Origin of the sequence: Gardnerella sp. Marseille-Q9185, from assembly GCF_046508745.1 — a bacterium.
Lineage (GTDB): Bacteria > Actinomycetota > Actinomycetes > Actinomycetales > Bifidobacteriaceae > Bifidobacterium > Bifidobacterium greenwoodii.
This window is the reverse complement of the sequence record NZ_JBKFWK010000004.1, coordinates 1-16943: the sequence shown is the minus strand read 5'-3', so window position 1 is coordinate 16943 and position 16943 is coordinate 1. Positions and strand designations below refer to the sequence as shown.

At 36.3% G+C, this 16943-nt stretch carries 22 protein-coding genes and 2 pseudogenes; 5 read left to right on the top strand and 19 right to left on the bottom strand.

The window, feature by feature from the left end; all coding sequences use genetic code 11:
* Window positions 1–52: 52 nt before the first annotated feature.
* Complete coding sequence (locus tag ACLD5M_RS04525) at window positions 53–643, bottom strand: hypothetical protein (protein WP_116793904.1); 591 nt, start codon at window positions 641–643, stop codon at window positions 53–55.
* Between the two features lie 422 nt (window positions 644–1065).
* Entirely contained in the window at window positions 1066–1362 is a 297-nt protein-coding gene (locus ACLD5M_RS04520; RefSeq protein WP_016636925.1) for a type II toxin-antitoxin system RelB/DinJ family antitoxin, read from the bottom strand.
* Between the two features lie 684 nt (window positions 1363–2046).
* Between ACLD5M_RS04520 and ACLD5M_RS04515 the strand changes: the two genes are divergently transcribed.
* The 3 genes from ACLD5M_RS04515 to ACLD5M_RS04505 all read left to right on the top strand — a co-directional run bounded on the left by ACLD5M_RS04515 (window position 2047) and on the right by ACLD5M_RS04505 (window position 3389).
* Entirely contained in the window at window positions 2047–2457 is a 411-nt protein-coding gene (locus tag ACLD5M_RS04515; RefSeq protein WP_004136366.1) for a hypothetical protein, read from the top strand.
* Between the two features lie 123 nt (window positions 2458–2580).
* Window positions 2581–2856 (top strand): type II toxin-antitoxin system RelB/DinJ family antitoxin, encoded by a 276-nt coding sequence (locus ACLD5M_RS04510; protein WP_116793903.1) that lies wholly within the window; start codon window positions 2581–2583, stop codon window positions 2854–2856.
* Window positions 2857–3149: 293 nt separating this feature from the next.
* Window positions 3150–3389, top strand: coding sequence for an IS3 family transposase (locus ACLD5M_RS04505; protein WP_410314686.1), 240 nt, complete (start codon window positions 3150–3152; stop codon window positions 3387–3389).
* A 39-nt stretch (window positions 3390–3428) separates the two neighbouring features.
* On the opposite strand, the gene ACLD5M_RS04500 is transcribed toward ACLD5M_RS04505, so the two are convergent.
* The 8 genes and pseudogenes from ACLD5M_RS04500 to ACLD5M_RS04465 all read right to left on the bottom strand — a co-directional run bounded on the left by ACLD5M_RS04500 (window position 3429) and on the right by ACLD5M_RS04465 (window position 9254).
* The gene (locus ACLD5M_RS04500; RefSeq protein ID WP_116793902.1) at window positions 3429–3674 is read right to left on the bottom strand and encodes a hypothetical protein; all 246 of its coding nucleotides are present in this window, start codon (window positions 3672–3674) and stop codon (window positions 3429–3431) included.
* A gap of 370 nt (window positions 3675–4044) precedes the next feature.
* Window positions 4045–4985, bottom strand: a pseudogene (locus tag ACLD5M_RS04495) (hypothetical protein).
* A 9-nt stretch (window positions 4986–4994) separates the two neighbouring features.
* Window positions 4995–5501 carry a GNAT family N-acetyltransferase gene (locus tag ACLD5M_RS04490; RefSeq protein WP_004136359.1) on the bottom strand — a complete coding sequence of 169 codons (507 nt, stop codon included), beginning with the start codon at window positions 5499–5501 and terminating at the stop codon, window positions 4995–4997.
* Between the two features lie 202 nt (window positions 5502–5703).
* Window positions 5704–6348 (bottom strand): helix-turn-helix transcriptional regulator, encoded by a 645-nt coding sequence (locus ACLD5M_RS04485; protein ID WP_004136357.1) that lies wholly within the window; start codon window positions 6346–6348, stop codon window positions 5704–5706.
* A gap of 360 nt (window positions 6349–6708) precedes the next feature.
* Entirely contained in the window at window positions 6709–7992 is a 1284-nt protein-coding gene (locus ACLD5M_RS04480; RefSeq protein ID WP_410314685.1) for a YcxB family protein, read from the bottom strand.
* Between the two features lie 13 nt (window positions 7993–8005).
* Window positions 8006–8302, bottom strand: a complete 297-nt coding sequence (locus ACLD5M_RS04475; protein WP_004136353.1) for a type II toxin-antitoxin system RelB/DinJ family antitoxin — start codon at window positions 8300–8302, stop codon at window positions 8006–8008.
* Between the two features lie 130 nt (window positions 8303–8432).
* A complete protein-coding gene (locus ACLD5M_RS04470) occupies window positions 8433–8867 on the bottom strand; it encodes a hypothetical protein (RefSeq protein WP_410314684.1) in 435 nt (144 codons plus the stop codon).
* Window positions 8868–9113: 246 nt separating this feature from the next.
* Window positions 9114–9254 carry a hypothetical protein gene (locus ACLD5M_RS04465; protein ID WP_410314683.1) on the bottom strand — a complete coding sequence of 47 codons (141 nt, stop codon included), beginning with the start codon at window positions 9252–9254 and terminating at the stop codon, window positions 9114–9116.
* 170 nt (window positions 9255–9424) lie between these two features.
* Between ACLD5M_RS04465 and ACLD5M_RS04460 the strand changes: the two genes are divergently transcribed.
* Window positions 9425–9673, top strand: a complete 249-nt coding sequence (locus ACLD5M_RS04460; RefSeq protein WP_004136347.1) for a prevent-host-death protein — start codon at window positions 9425–9427, stop codon at window positions 9671–9673.
* A 178-nt stretch (window positions 9674–9851) separates the two neighbouring features.
* Here the strand turns inward: ACLD5M_RS04460 and ACLD5M_RS04455 are convergent.
* The 9 genes and pseudogenes from ACLD5M_RS04455 to ACLD5M_RS04415 all read right to left on the bottom strand — a co-directional run.
* Window positions 9852–10291 (bottom strand): annotated as a pseudogene (locus ACLD5M_RS04455) (hypothetical protein); the annotation flags it as partial.
* Window positions 10292–10448: 157 nt separating this feature from the next.
* Window positions 10449–10934: an NUDIX hydrolase gene (locus ACLD5M_RS04450; protein ID WP_004136341.1), complete on the bottom strand. Its 486-nt coding sequence runs from the start codon at window positions 10932–10934 to the stop codon at window positions 10449–10451.
* A gap of 3 nt (window positions 10935–10937) precedes the next feature.
* Window positions 10938–11087, bottom strand: a complete 150-nt coding sequence (locus ACLD5M_RS04445; RefSeq protein ID WP_004134760.1) for a hypothetical protein — start codon at window positions 11085–11087, stop codon at window positions 10938–10940.
* Window positions 11088–11779: 692 nt separating this feature from the next.
* Entirely contained in the window at window positions 11780–12952 is a 1173-nt protein-coding gene (locus ACLD5M_RS04440) for an ATP-binding protein (RefSeq protein WP_116793900.1), read from the bottom strand.
* Between the two features lie 132 nt (window positions 12953–13084).
* A complete protein-coding gene (locus tag ACLD5M_RS04435) occupies window positions 13085–13432 on the bottom strand; it encodes a hypothetical protein (protein WP_375168984.1) in 348 nt (115 codons plus the stop codon).
* Window positions 13433–13488: 56 nt separating this feature from the next.
* Window positions 13489–13758, bottom strand: a complete 270-nt coding sequence (locus ACLD5M_RS04430) for a DUF4417 domain-containing protein (RefSeq protein ID WP_410314706.1) — start codon at window positions 13756–13758, stop codon at window positions 13489–13491.
* 133 nt (window positions 13759–13891) lie between these two features.
* The gene (locus tag ACLD5M_RS04425; RefSeq protein ID WP_285068934.1) at window positions 13892–14071 is read right to left on the bottom strand and encodes a hypothetical protein; all 180 of its coding nucleotides are present in this window, start codon (window positions 14069–14071) and stop codon (window positions 13892–13894) included.
* A 264-nt stretch (window positions 14072–14335) separates the two neighbouring features.
* Window positions 14336–14827, bottom strand: coding sequence for an NUDIX hydrolase (locus ACLD5M_RS04420; protein WP_004134799.1), 492 nt, complete (start codon window positions 14825–14827; stop codon window positions 14336–14338).
* Between the two features lie 46 nt (window positions 14828–14873).
* Window positions 14874–15212: a hypothetical protein gene (locus ACLD5M_RS04415; protein WP_004134800.1), complete on the bottom strand. Its 339-nt coding sequence runs from the start codon at window positions 15210–15212 to the stop codon at window positions 14874–14876.
* 129 nt (window positions 15213–15341) lie between these two features.
* On the opposite strand from ACLD5M_RS04415, the gene ACLD5M_RS04410 reads away from it, so the two are divergent.
* Window positions 15342–16145 carry a sulfite exporter TauE/SafE family protein gene (locus ACLD5M_RS04410; RefSeq protein WP_016828854.1) on the top strand — a complete coding sequence of 268 codons (804 nt, stop codon included), beginning with the start codon at window positions 15342–15344 and terminating at the stop codon, window positions 16143–16145.
* The last annotated feature ends 798 nt before the right edge of the window (window positions 16146–16943 follow it).

Genomic DNA, 16943 nt, shown 5'->3' with positions numbered 1-16943 from the left:
TCAGTTTCACCTTGCCTAGTAAGCATCCAAGACAATTGTAAACAGAGAGTTGCTAATTTTTTTGTTTGCTAATTTTTTGTTCAATAATTTTATCTGTAAATGCCTTTAAAAATTCTCTAGAATTACTCCATCCTGCACCATTATTTAATCCCGAGAAATCAAAACCAGATATTTTATCTAACGCTTTACTACAAACCCATTCATACATTCCAGCCTGTTTGCTTTTATATATTATTAGGAACAATGGTTTCATTGCTTTTTTGCCTAACAACAAGACACCATTATATTGTTTAGAATATATTACATCGTTATACCATTGCCCTGTCAGCCAATAGTATTTAACTTTGCGCCCCTTTTCACCAATTTCGTCGCATAGGTTTTGTAATTGTTTAGCCACATACGTGAGAACCTTTTTATCTATGTTTTTTATAAGCAAAGTTTCATCAACACCATTTTCAGTTACCTCTTTCCAGTCAACATCTTCATTATTTTCTGAGTGCTTTTCATTCCTTGCAGACTTTTGATTTTCTGTTTTTTGCTCTCTATTATTATCGCTAAAACTATTTTGATTCTTACAACCTGAAATAAGTGACATAAGGCAAACTAACACAGTCAAAAAAGCATAATGCTTGATATGCTTCATTTATACCTCCTCTACAACTTAATCTTTACCTAATTGCAGCTACGATTCTCATGTTCAATCTTTACCCTGTTCTTCACCATCATCTGCCTAATATTTATTCATCTCGTAGCACAAATCATCTTTGAGTTTAATAAAACTGACGGGATGTAAATTATGGGCAAAGAATGCATATATGCAATCTACAAAATAATTGTAACTAAAAATCATCCGATAATCTACAGGATTTTATTCCATACATAAACAGATGTGTGGCAAAGTGAGTTCACGCTTTAACGATAGGAAGGGCTATCGTTAAAAGGTTTAATTGCCATTTATAACTTTCTCAATATCTCTTTTCCAATAAAGCACACGAGAAACCACAACTTCATGCTTTTCTTCAAAAACAAAATAAAAAATAAGAAAATTATCACACGACACGAACCCTATGCCCTATGCAAGGACGCAAAAACCTTATCCGCAGGCTTCACATCACCAGATAAAACCGACTCATACCCCTTTTCCAACTCATCATTCAACTCACCTTGAGTCATAGAACTCACATCACGCGGCTCTCTATAACCCAATTTCACATCAAAAGGAAGCCCCTGCTGTAAAACAACCTGCTTATAAAACATGGTAATAGCACTCGAAGGGGGAAGACCCAAAGAATTCAATATATACTCTGCCTGCTCTTTTAACTCCGGATCAATACGAGTATACAAGTTAGCTGTTTTCGCCATATAATAACCCCTTATTTCTTACAATGATTATACAACATTGCATTGGCATTGCAATGTCACTGCATTAACATTAGCATTAGAAAATTACACTTATCCGTAATATTAAAAGCCAAATCGCATTCAAAAACCGTAAGAAACCAGCTAATAAACTTAAAACATAATAAAATCAAGTCACAAAATTTACACAAAACACTACTCATTTTGATATTCAAGCAAAGCATCAGTATCAATCGTTTTAATTTCAAACGTTTTTCTTGTTGAAACACAAAAATTATGCTTAATCATAAGATTTGCAAGCTTCACACCATCAACCAAATAATATGATGATTGTCAGCATAATCCTTAGCTTTCTGCGAAAACCTAGATGCTGTAACAAAAAGACCATGCCCTTACTTGTCCAGCTAGCCGAAAACCACGCTTGATTAACACCATTCTTCTTTTTCGATGCCTTATAATTCGGCACATATCCAACCCTCACCCCATTGGGATATGTTTTCACGATATGATAATCAATGCCGTATTTATCCAGTTCTTTAAGTCCTGTCTGCCCATGACCGCTAGATTTTAATCGGATATGATTATCCCAACTTTCTAAGTAAGATAAATTAACGTAAAATGAGTGAAAAATAGTCTGTCTATGACAGTAGGCATCCACTTGACTATATAAATTTAAGGAGGTTAGTTATGAAGAAATCTGTATATCAAGCTATACGATTATTCCTTTTTTCATTATTACTCCCTCTTTTAGGACTTATTATCAATTCTCTTAAATCACTCGATTGGGAAATTGTTTATGACTCACCCTTTTTACTCATTGTTATAGCTCATGCACTTGGTTTAACAAAAATTCTTCTTTACTCGATTGTTGTCAATCAAAAAACACTCGAAAACTTAGGAGTTTGTAAAACCATCGCTATCGCGCTTATCGCCCCTGCTATTGATTTATTGATATTACAAGAGTCTCCTCGGCAATTGGGTAGTAGCTGGACTTGCACGTACATTACATTTTTTATTACTCTTGAATGTATCCCAACTATAATTCCAATCATTGTTAAAGAGTTTTTACGAAGAAGAAACAAAAAGCACAAAGCCTAAAAAATGCACCCACCTAATCTGCCCTTGACATCAATACTATAGTCTCGACGCTTGTGATTGCCTATTTATCGCTTGACAACGTATACCAATCGTATCATAATCGTCTTAAAATGAGCTAATACTATGACAACAAGTCCTACTCAAATTCGTATTGATAGTAATGTCAAAACAGAAGCAAATGAACTGTTTAGCAAACTCGGCATCGATATGTCAAGTGCCGTAAACATCTTCTTACGCCAATGCGTTTTGCATGGAGGACTTCCTTTTAAAGTAGAAATCCCAAAGTTTAATACCGAAACATTAGCGGCCATGCAAGAAGCTAGAAGAATTTCCAGAGACCCTAACGTACCATCGTATTCCTCTATGGAAGACCTTAAGAAAGCGTTGTTGCAAGACTGATGTACAACGTTAAGTTCACGAATGCCATATCAATCAACATCCATACACATACCATAAAATACTGTATCGCATATTGCAACACAATTTACATGAATGGGATTTTTTGACTGTCATACACGATTTTTATGTTCGCATTACTGCATCATATAGTACGATCAAGCGCCGTGATGGTGGGAAGCACCACTTATTTTTCTCGTTTGAGTTTGAACGTAAAAATATCGGATAAAGGGAAGGAAATGAATTTACACCAAAGTGAGGGCTTAATCGCTAACAGCATGCTCGCAATATAAAAATTGCAAATAACGTTCTCATTGCATAACTTTCTCGCAATTTGTTATCTAAGTCGCAGCAGCTGGGATAGTACAGAAGAATTACGTCAAGCTATTCATACTTATATTGATTTTTACAACAATCACAGAATTAAAATGGGGCTTAAAAGACAATTATGGAACATCGTGCTATGGTTGCACAAAATGTCTAAAAATTGTCCTAAGCCCCTTTTGTTTTCAATGTCAAGTAATACTAAATGTTAAGCTTTTTCAGCTTAACTACAGCGAGTTTTCCTTGGTATTTCAACGATAACTCGGGTTTTTAGACACACTTTTTTGCCGCTTACCCTCAAAAATAGTTCCTTCATTAGGCAACGACATCGTTGTCATCAAAGCAAGCATAAACATAAGCGGACCGAGCGCATTTCCATACGTTTTGAACATCACACCAAAATCATGGCCGTATACCACCATCGACAAGTAAAGGAACATAAAATTCACAGCTGTAAACATAACCAACTTCAGCACGAACATAAGAACCTTGTACATAAGAATATCCTCCTCACTCACTCCACGGAGTCGCACACCAAATAGGTTTAATACTCATTCTATCCAATAATTTTTTGCCATACAATTGTTGTTGTTATTTTTGATAACACATAAAATGTATAAGGTGTTCTAAGTTTTACTTGTAACAAATAGAAATAGGGTTATGCTATCCCTTTCACGGGGATTCTTGCAGCAAAAACTAGGACTTTTTTGGACTTCTATTGTAATTACTTTTATAGTTACTTTTACATAAACCACCTTGGGTGCATAGATAAACACCAAATTCTCAGCTGCAAGTCTTTTTCGATTATAGTCGATAAATTTATCATTTTTACATTTGTTTCTATTATAAACGAAACAAATTAAAAATTCACCTTTTAGTGTGCTGCTTGATAACGAAAATAATATCGGTAAGCACAATACCAACGACTACGCTCACCCATGCCAAACTCGGTGTAAGAAGCCAAGCGAGAACACCGAAGATAAGCAGTCTAAGCAATACAGAAATAGTCAAAAAAGACCAACTTTTTGTTGGGCATTTCTGTTGATCAGTCTTCAATGCGCCCATCAGAACCATAACCGCAGCTGCCGCGCAAGAAAATAGCATATTGCCCAAGAACATGACGAGTAGCGTGCACCAGCCAGCGATAGTACAAAGCATCCACCATTGCAACATCAATGCAAGCACAAATATGACGACATCGTATACTGCTTCCATCAGCATATTCGCAACGATTAACGAGGAGAATGTTAGAGACACACCTCTAGGAACGCCTGTTTTACCTGTGCTCGCATGCTGTAATGCAATCATGTTGCTCACCTCGCGCGCTTTACGCGCTCTTCTTCAAGCATTTGAACGCCAAGCTCAACAGCTTTCTGTGAAGCTTCCTGTAATTGCGCATCCGTCATCCCGCGTTGCCAAGGCTTTTCAAAAACAAACAGCAACACACTAGTAATCGCTGCACCAATAATAATGCTTAGCAGCGTGATATCGGAAACAAGCAATAAAGCAATACCAGAAGTCACCAGAAGCCTGAGCACAAAATCGATGATTCCAATAAGCAAATCACCAGACCCGTCATCTGGTCTACGATGCCTATTCCACTGAAGATACGCTGCACTTAGCAGCGAAAACACCACAACACTCAACGCGAGTATGACCACAGTTTCCCAACCTAGTACGCGGTGGCCTACGAACTGCTGTACAAGCAACGCAATAATAAGAGTGCAAACGCCAGCAACAGTTTCTGTAATCACATGACCCCAAAAAGCATGCTTAAAAAGCACTGGCCTTACCTTCATCTCACTCATCATCTTCTCCTATATATTAATCCAATACCTTCTTGTCGTAACATTTCCTCTTGATAAGCTATTTTTCACTTTGTTTTCTAAAATTCCACCATTATTTTCTATAACTCGTATCGAGCCAATATTGTCATCATCGCATGTAATCAAAATTTTATGTAGATTCAAAGTCTCTTTACAATATGTAAGTGCCATAGAAAGCATTTTCGTTCCATAGCCCTTCATACATTCAGACTGTCTAATCTCGTACCCTATGTGACCACCATAGTTAATTAAAAAAGAATTTAATTCATGCCTAATATTAATTTCACCAATAAATTTTTCATTATCTATCAGCCAAAATGTAGTAGCTTTAACATAATTTTCAGGTAAATTTATACCATGTTCATAGTTATAAGAACTCTCTATAATTGTCTCAGGGTGTATAAAACGTCTTTCTGCATTCGGCCTAAAAATTTCATCTTCTTCATTTGCTTCTATATAACCTTGAATATATTTACTATCTGGTCTAATTAATTTCATAAGTTCTCCTTATTTTTAATATGCAATTCTAATAAGAATACAATTCTATTAAAATTAGAATCCATACCAGGCTGTTTAGCTTTAATAGTATTACTATTAAAAAAAAAACCACACATACAAGCTTTATTAAAGAAAAATTTTTTTATTTTTCCAATAAGTGCAGGCTTTTTGAATACATAAAATTTTTCTTTCCACCCATTTACTACTTATTACGAAGCAAACCAACTTTCATAAATTCTTTATCTCCAATACGGAACTTTTTACTATTAAACGCCACCCCCATAATTCTGCTAATAATATACTCATCAGTTATAAGCACGAAATACTGCTTATCTTTTTTATCCACCAAATAATACTGATCAGCCCCAAGAGTAGAAACAGCTTTACTGAAATCATATATGCCAAACAATGGCAATCCTCCAAGGAGAGTAGAAAACCATCCAACAAAATTATCCACCATTTTCTCAGATGAACTGTTATAAGTCTTAACAACAGTTAGCATATTGATTTCTGAGTCATGATATTCATCTAATACAATCTGCTCTTTAATTTTCAGCTTCTTAAAACCGCTCAACCTACCGTCGAAACCATATTTATTGAGATTAATAGGTTTCTTAGTAATAGAAAAATCAACGCTATTGTTCTCATCCAAAAGATAATCAACACTCACGCTTAGAGCAGATGCAATAAATTTCAGATTCTCTATATCTGGCAAACCCCGATTCGTTTCCCATTTTGCTACAGCAGCACGAGATACCATCAATAATTCCGAAAGCTCCTCCTGCGTCAACCCAGCTTCCAGACGAGCCTTTCTAATTTTTTCTCCCAAAGATATAACACTACTCATAACACAACTCCTTTCAAATCAGTTATTACACATCATGAAATTACTTGACGGAAACCAAATTAGTATTGAAATATTTGATTTAGATACCGCCTAATTACAAACTAACAAATAATTTACAGCGGAAAAAGAAACAAGGTGAAACACTATAGTTACCAACTGTAACAGCATAAGAAATCAAATAATGTAGGGGACTTTTTTAAAATTTTTACACCGATTTGTTCCCTAAAACATAAGCAACTAGAGCACGCAAATATGGATTCTACTATCTGACAATCACTATCTGACAATCACTATCTGGCAATCTTCAGATACTCTTCGATTCTGGCATCCAACAATTCTGCCTACTACCACTCTGCCCTACTACCAATATGCCCTACTGCTCTTTGCAATTAGTCCAGTGCTATATTCATAAGTATAAGTGTTCTGCATATGAGCATCACTCGGCGACCAGCTTCCATTTGAAGATTTTGAAGCCTTAAACAGAATATAAAGACCACATTTTCCATCCTGAGAGTCCCTGTTATACTGCAGATAAGTAATGTCCGAACGGCTTTCACTCAGAACAAAATACATATCCCCCTTCGCAGTATAACTCTCCTTAAACGTAAATCCTTTCGCCGCAAAATACTTATCAAATATCTTAAGCGCTGCATTTCTTTCCCTCTTTGATTCTAAATCACGCTCAGTGTCATCATGCAAATCGGAATTTTTCTCTGGCTCTTCAGCCTTTAATCTTGTATCTTTTAATCTTGTATCTTTCCTGTTATTGCGATCGATTCTGCTATACCACTCAGATTCACTTATTTTTGGATCAGTATCACTTGAATCTTTCATTGGTCGAAGATACTTAAGGAAAAATGGGCCTTCAGACTTATAAAGATAATACTCAAAAGGAGCATACATATCATCCACGTGCTCTGTGTATGTACCATTATCATTTTGTTTCACAGAATATCTACCAACAATAAACAAAACGTCAAAAAATCCAAGACCTAAGATAATCAGCACACAAAGCAGAACATGTAGACAACGAAGTACAATTCTTATACCTATCTTCCGTACACGCGAAATAAGATAGAGATTATAGAAGACACATACAAGAGCAATCGTAATAATCCAAACAACTGGCATTGCCGCGCATATAACATACGCCCAAGTCTGCAAAAGCCACTGATTTGGAAGACGTACCGCAGTTATTCCAAAGAATGCAGTTAGAATACCACTTAACACAAAAAAGTAATAAAGAACCAGTGAGATTCTACTCTTCCCCTGTTGCTTACCATAGCTAAGAAAAGATTTGTTACGCTCTACATTCGCACTCCGAAAACGACTGTGTATATTGCGCTGCCAAATAACACAAATAACCCAAATAATAGAAACTCCAACAAGAAACAGAATTGCAAAACAATAAGTGATCCATCCAAAAAGCTGTAGCTTATTGGACGCCATAAAAGCAGTTCCAATAATCATTAAGATGGAAAAGATTTCCGCACTCAGCCGCAAAACCTTATACTTTGGCAATTCCTTATTTGCACTGTTAAGGTTCTCACATATTTGCTCATGTGATTCACAATATAGTGGATTTTTCTCCTCTCTGGGAATATGTTCCTGCTTTTCCTTCTCTTTCATCGATGAATCTGACATTTTTCTGTTCCTATCATCGTTCAAGCTCTTCAAAAACATCATCTATCGAATAACTATCACCTTGAACCGCCTGATCATAGCCTTTATCCATCAACGCGTTAAACGTTTTCTCATCCATATCATCTTGTGCTGGAAGCGACTTTGGAATAGTAAGCGAAAACGGAATACCGTTATTAAGAATGATTTGACGATAAAACATGTCAATAGCAGTAGCCCTAGTAATTCCAATAGTTTCCAGAATCTGCTCCGCCTGCTGCTTAATATTTTCTTGTATTCTCACATTCACATTCGCTGTTTTAGTAACTGCCATATCAACCAATCTCCATAAACACACCATAAAATACTGTATCGCATATTGCAATACAATTTACATGAATAGGATGTCTCGACTGATATATACGCTTTCAACATTCTCACTAATAATTTAGTGCAAAATACTACTATTGCTTCTTATAGCCTATAGCAACATTACCTGTTTTATTAATCCCTGGTACTTTAAGAACATCAGAGCTTGGCTTGTCTTTTAAATCAAATTTTCCAACCAAAAATAAAGCTTTATACCCTGAACTAGGCAAATTAAACTGTGAGTCAACTAATTTGATGGGCTTATCTCCAAGAGTGACTTTAGACAAATCATAATGAGAATCCAGAATATCTCGTGACACAAAGAGATACAACTCATCCTTATTCATATAGTTTTCTGGTATACGAAACTCTTCTTGAGACACCGCCACTGTTTCCCAATGATACGACGCAAGCGCCGCCTTCTCATCATCGTCGGCACATCCCGCAAGAGAAAAGAGAGAACCTAGCAGCAGAAGCATAACAAGACAACTTTGAAAAATGTTTTTACAAAAAATAGTTTTACTTCTCATAACACTACTAGCCTCCTTTTCGCTAACACGACTCTGTATCAAATAATCATAAAACAGATTATTAAGTAAACAAGATCTACCATTCGCTCTGATTACTGTAATAATCTTAATAAATATACTATTTTTTTATTAATTTGTCTAGATTATCGACACTAATCTCTTCATTTACTAGCAAACTATACTCTTTAATAAACAGCAAGGTTCACGAAACATAAGAACCAGAAGAATTAATATCGTCATGCACGTTTAATGCTTCCAACAATATTTCCTCATAAACGAAGCAATTACCTGCAAATCTTCGCCTTCATAATACTCAACAAGCAACTTCTTAAACTCAGGAACCTTATTTTCTGGAATAACCAACAAGCCATTACCATGAGAAATCAAATAATGTAGGGAACTTTTTTACGATTATTTAACCGATTTGTTCCCCAAAAACACAAGCAACTAGAGCACACATAGGCTATATGGCATTTATAAAATAACTCTCAAAATACTTAGGATTTATTTATCCTAAAATATATACTATAATTCTCCTAAAAATGGAGGTTATTGATATGAATGTAAATACAGACACGCTCGTTTCTATTTCCGAAGCAAATCAAAACTTTTCCAAAGTTGCGCGACTTGTTGACACATACGGATCAGCTGTTATTTTGAAAAACAACGCTCCTCGCTACGTAATTTTAGAATTCCCAAAAGCCAAAACTGAAAAAGTTACTGTTCCATCAGACGATGAAGTTATGGCTTTATCCAACATGTTCATCAAAAAGAACAAAAAAGTTTATGAGGAACTTGCTAAATGAAGAACTGATTGATATTATTCTCAAAGTCGCATCAGGCAAGGCAAACGAAAATGACCTTTACACTTGGATTAAAAATCACCAAGCCTAATACTCCAACATTTAAAAGCATTTTTAGAATATGCCAAGCTCTATTTCGTGTGACTAGTCAAAGTAGCGGACATAAAACACCACAACAGTATTACTTCACTACAGCTTTTCCATTCAAGCAGTGCACAGCATAGTGAGCACATCCATTTGTTTTGCGCCCAAGATTTGCTTTATGCTTATCACAAACTTCAGCCACGCCATTCTCACAAACTACTTCAAGACATGCGCCTTTGGTAATTTCTCCTTCTAAAACACTCGTACCATTTAACGTGCCACCATGCAAGAAGCAACAACCTTAACATTATTCGCCACAGCAGAACCATTAAGACACTTTAGAAAAACATCATTCGCCTGAGCATTCCTTGCTTCCACCCTGCCGTTATTAACTTCTGCATAAATCTTGTCAGCTTTAATATCTGCTACTAATACTTGATTAGACTCAGCTTCAATCTCACAAAAATCAACATTCTCTGGCAACGTAACAATGACCTCAGGACTGCCTTTAGCAAGCCAATGCAACCAGTAAAAAGCTGGGTTATAGACCAAAAATCAAAAGACCCGACTTGGTCCGCATTGCTAAGAGGTGGTCGGGTACTGTTAATTATTGTAATATACTATTGGCGGTTATTTGTCAATTTCAATGAAATAATGTTTATGTAACGATCTCTCGCCATAATAGCGGGATTCATTAATATCTTTCATCTGAAATTATATGCTCTATTCCGCTATGCTCCGATTTAAGATATTCTTTCATAAATGTCGGGTAAGCCTTGCACTTATCAAGCTCATCTATAGGTAACCAATGCATTGTCTCTTTAGCACCTGACTCTGTAGTGCTTTGGCTCGTAAAATCTCTTTTGCCCATGGGTTTCATCATGTAGTAGAATGTCAGCTCATGGAAGTCTACTCCTTTTAAGCCAGAGCTGCCGATGAAGAAGTTCTCGTGTATGACGGCAAGGTGATCGACCTCGTAATTAAGACCTGTCTCTTCAAATACTTCTCTCTTAACGGCTTCTTCTGACGTCTCGCCCATGTGAACCGCTCCGCCAACTGAGTAGAAATAGTCGTCCTCATCATTTCTTGCAAATAGCACACAACCTTCTTCGACTATGATGGCTGCTGCTCTATATCTAAATGCTTTTTTATCGTTAATAAATCCGCAATTATGTTCCATAGTTTACTCCTTTAGAAAATCTGGTAAATATTTGTGTATAATACCTTCTTGCGAAAAATTCATTGTATCCATCAATAAAACATATTTAGGATAATTATCCTTAACCAATCGATAAACACCAAATTCCCTACTACGAGTCTCTTCACCAGCCATCAAATAAGAGACTTGATAACTTGGAGGAATAAATCTTATCGAGAACAGAAGAAGGCTGGGGCGGCTGTCTAAAAAATGTCCGCACCCACGACGGTAAAGCCTATATGTACGACATTTTTAATCATACTTTCACTCCTTGGGGGGGGGGTAATATAAGCGCAAGCATACCATATTTCGTCTGGATAACACCTGTTATTCGCCACAAAATCGACGCTGAAAGTCACTTATTTCTTTCCGAGCCTCCACGCTTTGAGCACTACTTCTATTACTCCGTAAGTCAATGCGGCCAACGGCCAACCGTTTTGTTTACGCAGTTCCAATATTTTATCTGCTAAAATCATAAAAACATCTCCATTTCAAACTCGAATTCATCATGATCATGGTGAAATTATAGCTAAAACAGCAGTTGCGTAGTAGCAAGTGCGATTGGCAATTTCCGTTGAAAGCGCAATTTCTGCCGACAAATAAGCGCAACCGACCGCCAATTTGTTTTCTCTCATGTTCGCGCAGCATTTTCCAATCGTCCTCACGAACGCCGCCAAACATCGGAACTAAAATCCGCCAAGCGTCCTACTAATACACCAGTAAAGCCACACAGCACAGATGACTCAGTTCGTAGAAATTTCAATCCCATAGTAACGACCGTCTGTTTATTTCGCTTGACAATGCATAAGCATTTACACCAGCGTCATCTAGAACATCTGGTAGTTTTTCGTGTCCTTGAAGTTAACATACTCAACGCCATTAAATTGTGGGTATGACTGTCCTGTGTAAATAATTTTAGGATTCTTTGCATTTTCTTCTGCATCTACAAAAGATAGCAAATTCTTAGAAAACGATCTATTAGGTGTCATTGATGTTTTTATTTCGATTGGATATAAAGCATTTTCTTTCTTTATAATCAAATCCACCTCTATACCTTTTTCTGTTCTCATGTAAAACAGCTGAGGAGTTTTATTCTCATTCAATCTAGATTTTAGGACTTCCGAAACGATTAGATTTTCAAAAAGATTTCCCCGTAACGGATCTCTATTCGCTTGATTTTCTGTTTCAATTCCCAATAGGTATGAAGCCAATCCAATTTCTGTAAAATAGATTTTTGGCGATTTTGTGTGTCGCTTTGAAATGTTAGAAAAATATGGCTGTAACTTATACACTATATAAGATGCCTCAAGTACTGACAGCCATTGCGACAAAGTTGCAGATGAAACGCCAACATCTCCAGACATAGAAGACAAATTTACAACTTGCCCAACTCTGCCTGCAAGCAAGGTTAAGAATCGTAGAAACTTATCCAAATTCTTAACTTCCAACATTTCGCGTAAATCTTTTTCCACATAGGTATTCAAATAATCGCGATAATACACACTGCTTTCTCTTGAATTTTCTCTATACAATTCAGGCATAAAACCCTGAATCAATAACTTATCGGCAGATAATTTACCTAGACGGCCATCTTCGGCAAGTTCATCCATGCTTAATGGGAGAAGCGTTACTATGCTCGTTCTACCTGCTAAAGATTGAGAAATTTCTTTTTGCAGGGTTGATTGATGACTTCCAGTTAGTATAAATCGTCCATTTCTCTCTCTGTCCTCGTCAACCATAACTTGCACTGCTGAAAGAAGCTCAGGCACTCGCTGAACTTCATCTATAATAAGAGGTTCTTTGTAGCTTGCAAAAAATCCTCGGTAATCTTCTGTAGCTAACGCTCTAGTAAAAGGATCTTCTAAATTGACGTAATTGTATTCTGGAAAACACTCCTTTACTAGGGTAGTTTTACCAGATTGTCTCGGTCCAATTACAGTAACTACAGGCACTTGCTTGGAAACTTGTACCAACTTTTCAGCAACTTTTCTTTTTATCATAAAAGACTCCCTTTTCATAATAGGGTATACATTTTGGGCGTAAATTTCAAGTTCAACTTTAAAATTACGCCCAAAATGGTCAACTTATCTTTTACGAGTAAAAAACACGCGGCAAAAGAATTGCTCCGTACACTAAATATTTTGCCCTTTATGATTTGATGACATGTATTTTACACACCGTGCTTTCCAATCATCCTCACTAACGCAAGCAAATACATCCGTTACAGCCTGCAAACCTAAACTTTTAACATACTTACAAGCAATACTAAAACTATTATCAATGCTGATCTCTTTATTTACTAGCAAACTATACTTTGCATACACAGAAGGAACAGCAGAGCCAATATCATCAAATAAAAAAGGATTCATATCACTTAAAAATGAAGTCAATTCTTCACTTTTATTTTCTTTCCAATAATGATTTAACGCGTAATAAATCATAGAAAACAATTCAAACTTATTCACAACTATTCCTTCCACGGATCATTATTTAATCCTGTCCCATCATGCCCCCATTAGTTTTTCACTATGCTACTTCAATCTTCATATTCAACAAATTGAGTTTTCAAATATTTCTCTTTAATTTCATCTGGCATTTTACTATACACAAGAACTACTTCAGTCTCCAATTCTTCCATCATAGAGTCCATACCAGCTTCAAAATAGTATCTGTTAACTCTGTTCTTCAATTGACCATAACTACCAACAGAAACAATTGAGTGCCTCTCAACACCTAAGAACGCAATCTTTTCAGGCAAAAATTTTGTAGTATATGTCCTATCATCACCCCATCTAACACATGGTATTAGGGTAATCGGCTAAACAGGACGGACATTGAGCCTGACTTAAGATTCATAAAAAGAAGTGACTATTACTGACAGAGATCAGTAATAGTCACCCAACGTGAGATATTCAACTATTGACTTGAACCAAACAAAATCAATCAGTCTTTCGAAGGACAGTCTTAAGCGAGATCACTGTGACACCAATAGCAAAAGAGGTAAAACCAATTCTAATAGCAAGTGTGCCACCCCATATTAAGGCAACCAGCATCGCGATTAAGGCAACCGTCAAGCCGAATGTCGCTACTTCACGGCAAAAACGAACGAGCTTATCCATTCCTTAAACACCTCCTCGTACACATACTAATAATCAGGCCTCATTTTAACTTTTGAGCTATATTTTACCACTTCACAGCCTGGGTGCAAAGTGGCGAATCGACTTGCATGAACGATTAAAACATAATTCGCGAATGCACTTCGATTCGCTGAGCTTGCTCAAGTTGAAAGCACAGTGTGCTTTCAACGCAAGCGAAGTACGTTAACATCCTGTTCACTCGACCATAGAGCGTTGATATCTTCCCTCAAACAGCCAAACTTGAATTTATATATCTACTGTTTTAATAAGTTTGATTGCCCTTGATGATACTAACTCGTCTTGGCTCATTTCCAAAAGGCTCTTTTTATCTACCCACTTATAATTAACCGTTTCTCCTTTTTGAAGAGCAATTGCATTTTTCTTACAATCGGTTACGCATAGATATTCAACATAAAGAGAGTGGTAAACATCCTGCACAAATCTTCCGATCTCCATAATTTTTGAAGCTTCAATACCTGTTTCTTCTTTTAATTCTCTTACTGCACATTCTAATGGTGTTTCATATTGCAATGCAGAACCACCTGCTGTCAACTCCCACATTCCACCGAATTTCTTTTCAAAATCTCTTTGCATAATAAGGTAAGTCCCATCTATATGTTTAACAATTACTTCGCCCACCAAATGATACATGCCGTCAGGAATTGGTTCTCCTCTCACTAATGTAATATTCTTTAATTTATTAAATTCTTTATTATACGCATCCCAAATCTCAGCCATAAAACCCTCCATAAGGCCTGATTGTCAATTTCATTAAATATGAATTTTATCTTTCTCCAGTGGATACAAAGCCATTGTTCACTTCTACATAAAGCTTACCAATCTCAATATCCGTGATGAGCACTTGATTAGAATCAGATTCAACCTCACAAACTTCCACATCATGTGGCAAACTCACAACAATTTCAGGCATACCCTGAGTAAACCACCTCAGCCAATTCGAAGCTGAGACTTTTTTAGTTTGAATAAGCCTTATAACATTTTGCGCTTCCTCAACCCTCAACATATCTTGTTCACAGTTAACAAAGCTCACGCCAAAGGTATCAGCGCGTTTCACCGTTAAACGAACATCTTTCGTCTCTGCGATAAACTTCTTATTATCCATTACTTACGTTAATTAGATAAATAAATACATAAATTACAATTGAACTAATATGGAAATATTCTATTTTTCATATAATCTAGTAAAAGTAGTGGATAAAGTACGAGGAGGTAATTTGTGAAGAAAAGATATATGTTGAGAAATATTTTTAAAACCAAATATAATTTCCATAATATTGTTTTAATCGTTTTCATTGGACTATTAGCAGGTTTTTTATCAGGATTGTTCGCTGTAGGTGGGGGAATTGTGATAGTTCCTGCATTAACTGTTTTTATGAAATTTGATCAGCGTCATGCTACTGCTACTTCTCTTGTTGCCATAATTATAACGTCGCTTTGTGGAAGCATTGTTTACGGTTTAGACGGCAAAGTGTCATTTTTATCAGCATTTTTTCTAATAATAGGTTCAGTTTTCGGATCACAAATTGGGGTATATTTTTCACATATTTTGCCTAAAAAAATATTTCCTTGGTGTTTTACACTTTTTGTATTACTAGTTATATGTTCTAGTCAAGTTTGGATTCCGTTAAGAAATGTAGATTTTAATGTTAGTTTTTTAAAAGCTATATGTCTTATATTTATAGGCGTTTTTTCTGGTATTTTTTCAGGTATTTTAGGCGTTGGTGGCGGAGGAATTATAGTGCCATGCGTGCAACTTTTGCTCGGCATGGGAGACCTTATGGCAAGAGGAACTGCTTTGCTTGTCACGCTTCCTACAGCTATAAGTGGTAGTATTGCTAATGCTCGTTACCATTATACTCATTTTACTGAAGGAATTATTATCGGTATTTTTGCGACATTTACTGTAAACTTAGGCGCAATAACTGCGCGCAGTATTTCACCTTTTATATGCAATATATTGTTTTGTATTTTTTTGTTCAGTGCATGCTTACGAATGATATTAAAAACAGGTATTTTAGCTAAGAATAAGCGTTAAATATGTAAAGTCTTTGACTTTTATTTATTTGAAAAAATAGTTTTGAATATAAAAAGTGGGGCTTAGATTTAAGCCCCACGATATATGAGAATGTTATAAAGTGACTTTTTACAATTATGCCATTTGAGTAACATCTCTTTTTGCTTGTATAAATTTTATTATCATGTTTTTTGCGTGATAAATAATTACGCAAACTATACTGTATATCCTCACTTCACAGGGTGGGTGCAAAGTGGCGAATCGACTTGCATGAGCGATTAAAACATAATTCGCGAATGCACTTCGATTCGCTGAGCTTGCTCAAAGTTGAAAGCACAGTGTGCTTTCAACGCAAGCGAAGTACGTTAACATCCTGTGCACTCGACCCTAGAGCGTTGATATCTTCCACCATACAGCCAAAATCACACTCAAAAATCGCGAGAACCCAGCCCAAAGCCGCCACACGCTAAACCTTTTAACAATAGCCCTCACTAAGCCTTGCTGCACAAGGGCAAAAATGCACCCACCTATTAAGCCCTTGACATCAATACGACAGTCTCACGTGTATCAAGACTACCCTTATGATAACCATGCATCAATAAAAGAGCCTTAACGTTCATTGCAGGAGAGAAACTGGCAAGGGGAATGTCGTATGATGATAAAAGTCTAAGGCACTACAAACTGGGATTTGGATTTTACTTAAAATTGTATTATTTTATTAGCGATATCTTCTACAAATCGCTTATCGTGTTCCACAAATATGAGTGTAGGCTTTGCTTCTTTTATAATTTCCTCAATCTGTATTCTTGATATTACATC

Bases quoted from the DNA above. Each gene is read 5' to 3' on its own strand.
- ACLD5M_RS04500 (WP_116793902.1), bottom strand. From the start codon at position 3,674: ATGTACAAGGTTCTTATGTTCGTGCTGAAGTTGGTTATGTTTACAGCT.
- ACLD5M_RS04410 (WP_016828854.1), top strand. From the start codon at position 15,342: ATGTTGAGAAATATTTTTAAAACCAAATATAATTTCCATAATATTGTT.
- ACLD5M_RS04470 (WP_410314684.1), bottom strand. From the start codon at position 8,867: ATGAGAAGTAAAACTATTTTTTGTAAAAACATTTTTCAAAGTTGTCTT.
- ACLD5M_RS04490 (WP_004136359.1), bottom strand. From the start codon at position 5,501: ATGAAATTAATTAGACCAGATAGTAAATATATTCAAGGTTATATAGAA.
- ACLD5M_RS04440 (WP_116793900.1), bottom strand. From the start codon at position 12,952: ATGATAAAAAGAAAAGTTGCTGAAAAGTTGGTACAAGTTTCCAAGCAA.
- ACLD5M_RS04415 (WP_004134800.1), bottom strand. From the start codon at position 15,212: ATGGATAATAAGAAGTTTATCGCAGAGACGAAAGATGTTCGTTTAACG.
- ACLD5M_RS04525 (WP_116793904.1), bottom strand. From the start codon at position 643: ATGAAGCATATCAAGCATTATGCTTTTTTGACTGTGTTAGTTTGCCTT.
- ACLD5M_RS04460 (WP_004136347.1), top strand. From the start codon at position 9,425: ATGAATGTAAATACAGACACGCTCGTTTCTATTTCCGAAGCAAATCAA.
- ACLD5M_RS04515 (WP_004136366.1), top strand. From the start codon at position 2,047: ATGAAGAAATCTGTATATCAAGCTATACGATTATTCCTTTTTTCATTA.
- ACLD5M_RS04420 (WP_004134799.1), bottom strand. From the start codon at position 14,827: ATGGCTGAGATTTGGGATGCGTATAATAAAGAATTTAATAAATTAAAG.
- ACLD5M_RS04425 (WP_285068934.1), bottom strand. From the start codon at position 14,071: ATGGATAAGCTCGTTCGTTTTTGCCGTGAAGTAGCGACATTCGGCTTG.
- ACLD5M_RS04475 (WP_004136353.1), bottom strand. From the start codon at position 8,302: ATGGCAGTTACTAAAACAGCGAATGTGAATGTGAGAATACAAGAAAAT.
- ACLD5M_RS04520 (WP_016636925.1), bottom strand. From the start codon at position 1,362: ATGGCGAAAACAGCTAACTTGTATACTCGTATTGATCCGGAGTTAAAA.
- ACLD5M_RS04485 (WP_004136357.1), bottom strand. From the start codon at position 6,348: ATGAGTAGTGTTATATCTTTGGGAGAAAAAATTAGAAAGGCTCGTCTG.
- ACLD5M_RS04510 (WP_116793903.1), top strand. From the start codon at position 2,581: ATGACAACAAGTCCTACTCAAATTCGTATTGATAGTAATGTCAAAACA.
- ACLD5M_RS04445 (WP_004134760.1), bottom strand. From the start codon at position 11,087: ATGGCTGGTGAAGAGACTCGTAGTAGGGAATTTGGTGTTTATCGATTG.
- ACLD5M_RS04450 (WP_004136341.1), bottom strand. From the start codon at position 10,934: ATGGAACATAATTGCGGATTTATTAACGATAAAAAAGCATTTAGATAT.
- ACLD5M_RS04480 (WP_410314685.1), bottom strand. From the start codon at position 7,992: ATGTCAGATTCATCGATGAAAGAGAAGGAAAAGCAGGAACATATTCCC.